Here is a 3,208-nt window from a genome sequence, read left to right as displayed (position 1 = left end):
CAGGCCCCTCGGGGCCGGCGGGATCGGGCACCCGTCCAGGCTCGGCGCCCCGGACGCGCGCAGGCGGCCCGCGCGCCCCGCCTGTGGACGGCGGGACGCGCGAGCCGCCTGTGGGCGGGGAGCGGGGTGGTCAGGCGGGGACGACGTTGACGAGCTTCGGCGCCCGCACCACCACGGTGCGCACCCCGCGGCCCTCCAGCGCCCGCTGCACGCCGGCGGTCGCCAGCGCCTGCTCGCGCAGGTCGTCGGCGGAGATGTCGGCGGGCACCTCGAGCCGGTCGCGGACCTTGCCCGCCACCTGCACCACGCAGGTCACCGTGGCCTGCACGAGCAGGGTCGGGTCGGCCTGCGGGAACGGCTCGAACGCCAGGACCCGGTCGTGGCCCAGCCGGGCCCACAGCTCCTCGGCCACGTGGGGGGCCAGCGGCGCGAGCATGAGCACCAGCGCCTCGGCGGCCTCGCGAGGCACCGCTGAGAGCCGGGTCAGCTCGTTGTTGAGCTCGATGAGCTTGGCGATCGCGGTGTTGAACCGCAGCCCCTCGAGGTCGGCGCCGACGCCGGCCATCGTCCGGTGCAGCAGCTGGCGGGTGGCCGGGTCGGCGGGGGCCTCGGAGACGCGCACCTCGCCGGTGGCCTCGTCGACGACGTTGCGCCACAGCCGCTGGAGGAAGCGGTGCGAGCCGACCACGGCGCGGGTCTCCCAGGGGCGGGAGGCGTCCAGCGGCCCCATCGACATCTCGTACAGCCGGAACGTGTCGGCCCCGTACGCCTCGTACATCTCGTCGGGCGTGACGACGTTCTTCAGGCTCTTGCCCATCTTCCCGTACTCGCGGGTGACCGGCTCGCCGTCCCACGTGAAGGTGCGCGCGCCGGTCTCGCTGCTGGCCTCGACCACCTCGGCGGCCGGCACGTACTGCCCGCGGGCGTCGGTGTAGGCGTCGGCCTGGATGTAGCCCTGGTTGAACAGCCGCCGGAACGGCTCCTCGCTGGACACGTGCCCCAGGTCGAACAGCACCTTGTGCCAGAAGCGGGCGTACAGCAGGTGCAGGACGGCGTGCTCGACGCCGCCGACGTACAGGTCGACGCCGCCGGTGTCGCGGCTGCCGTCGGGGCGGACGCCGGCCGCGCCGGTGCGCGGGCCCATCCAGTACCGCTCGACCTCGGGGTCGACGAGCCGCTCGTCGTTCTCCGGGTCGAGGTAGCGCAGCTCGTACCAGCACGACCCGGCCCAGTTGGGCATCGTGTTCGTCTCGCGCCGGTAGGTCTTCGGGCCGTCGCCGAGGTCGAGCTCGACCTCCACCCACGCGGGCACGCGGGCCAGCGGCGGCTCGGGGTCGCTCGTGGTGTCGTCGGGCGCGAAGGTGCGCGGGGAGTAGTCCGGGACGTCGGGCAGCAGCACCGGCAGCATCGACTCCGGCAGCACCACGGGCAGGCCGTGCTCGTCGTAGACGATGGGGAACGGCTCGCCCCAGTACCGCTGGCGGCTGAACAGCCAGTCGCGCAGCCGGTAGGTGGTGCGGGCGCGGCCGGCGCCGGTGCGCTCCAGGTGCTCGAGCATCGCGGCCTTGGCCTCGGCCACGCCCAGCCCGTTCAGGTCGAGGTCGTCGTTCGCGCTGTTGATCGCCGGGCCCTCGCCGGTGTACGCCCCGCCCTCGAAGCCCTCGGAGGGCTGCACGGTGCGCACCACGGGGAGGTCGAACAGGGCGGCGAAGTCGTGGTCGCGCTCGTCCTGGCCGGGCACGGCCATGATCGCGCCGGTGCCGTAGCCCATGAGCACGTAGTCGGCGGCGAAGACGGGCAGCGCGGCGCCGGTGACCGGGTTGGTCGCGCTCAGGCCCGTGTAGACGCCGGTCTTCGTGCGGCCCTCGGCGGTGCGCTCCGCGTCCGTCTCCGAGGCGGCCGCGGCGCGGTAGGCGCCGACGGCCTCGGCGGGCGTGGGCGCCCCGCCGGTCCAGGACGCCGGGGTTCCGCTCGGCCAGGCGGCCGGGACGGCGTCCAGCAGCGGGTGCTCGGGGGCGACGACCATGAAGGTGGCCCCGAAGAGGGTGTCGGGCCGGGTCGTGAAGACATCCAGCTCACCGGCCGGGCGGGCGGCGTCGTCGAGCACCCCGAAGGTGATCGAGGCGCCGGTGGAGCGGCCGATCCAGTGCCGCTGCATCGTCTTGATCGCCTCGGGCCAGTCCAGGCGGTCGAGGTCGTCGACGAGGCGGTCGGCGTAGGCGGTGATCCGCATCATCCACTGGCGCAGGGAGCGCTTGAAGACCGGGAAGTTCCCACGCTCGCTGCGCCCGTCGGCGGTGACCTCCTCGTTCGCCAGCACCGTGCCCAGGCCCGGGCACCAGTTCACCGGCGCCTCGGAGACGTACGCCAGGCGCTGGGCGTCGACGACGCGGCGCCGCTCGACGGCGTCCAGGTCGGCCCAGGCGCGGCCGTCCTCGAGGGCGCGCTCGCCGCTGTCGTAGGCCGCGACGAGCTCGGTGATCGGCCGGGCCCGGCCGAGGCCGCCGTCCGGGCGCTCGGCCTGCGGGTCGTACCAGGACTCGAAGACCTCGCGGAAGATCCACTGGGTCCAGCGGTAGAAGTCGGGGTCGATCGTGGCGACGGCGCGGCGGTCGTCGTGGGCCAGGCCCAGGCGGCGCAGCTGCCGGCGCATCGCGGCCATGTTCGCCTCGGTGGTCACCCGCGGGTGCTGGCCGGTCTGCACGGCGTACTGCTCCGCCGGCAGGCCGAAGGCGTCGTAGCCCAGGGTGTGGAGCACGTTGCGCCCGCGCATGCGCTGGTAGCGCGCGTAGACGTCGGTGGCGATGTAGCCCAGCGGGTGCCCGACGTGCAGCCCCGCCCCCGAGGGGTAGGGGAACATGTCCATCACGAAGAGCTTCTCGCGACCGCCCACGGCGTCGGGGTCGGCCCACGGGCCGGCCGGGTTGGGCGCCCAGAAGGTGCCCTCGGCCTCCCACCGGTCCTGCCAGCGGGCCTCGACCGACGCGGCGAGCTCGGCGTCGTAGCGGTGCGGCGGGGCGTCGCCGTCGCCACCGGAGGGCGCGCCGGCGGGAGTGGGCAGAGCGGTGGTCATGGGCTCCAGGGTATCGACGCCGCCGCCCCCACCGACCGCTCAGCCCGCCGCTCAGCCGCTGCGCGGCTCCAGCAGCACCGGCCCCGACGCCACCACGCCGGCCACGGTCAGGCCCGCCGCCCCGATCACCGCGCG

At 75.0% G+C, this 3,208-nt stretch carries 1 protein-coding gene; it reads right to left on the bottom strand.

Translation table 11 applies throughout. The features are described 5' to 3' along the window. Nucleotides 1–130: 130 nt before the first annotated feature. Nucleotides 131–3,073, bottom strand: coding sequence for a leucine--tRNA ligase (gene leuS, locus AC5FZL_RS16075; RefSeq protein ID WP_493619886.1), 2,943 nt, complete (start codon nt 3,071–3,073; stop codon nt 131–133). Between the last annotated feature and the right edge of the window lie 135 nt (nt 3,074–3,208).

The organism is Quadrisphaera sp. DVD1, from assembly GCF_058932755.1.
Note: the sequence above shows the minus strand (reverse complement) of the source record. Positions and strands in the feature narration are given on the sequence as shown.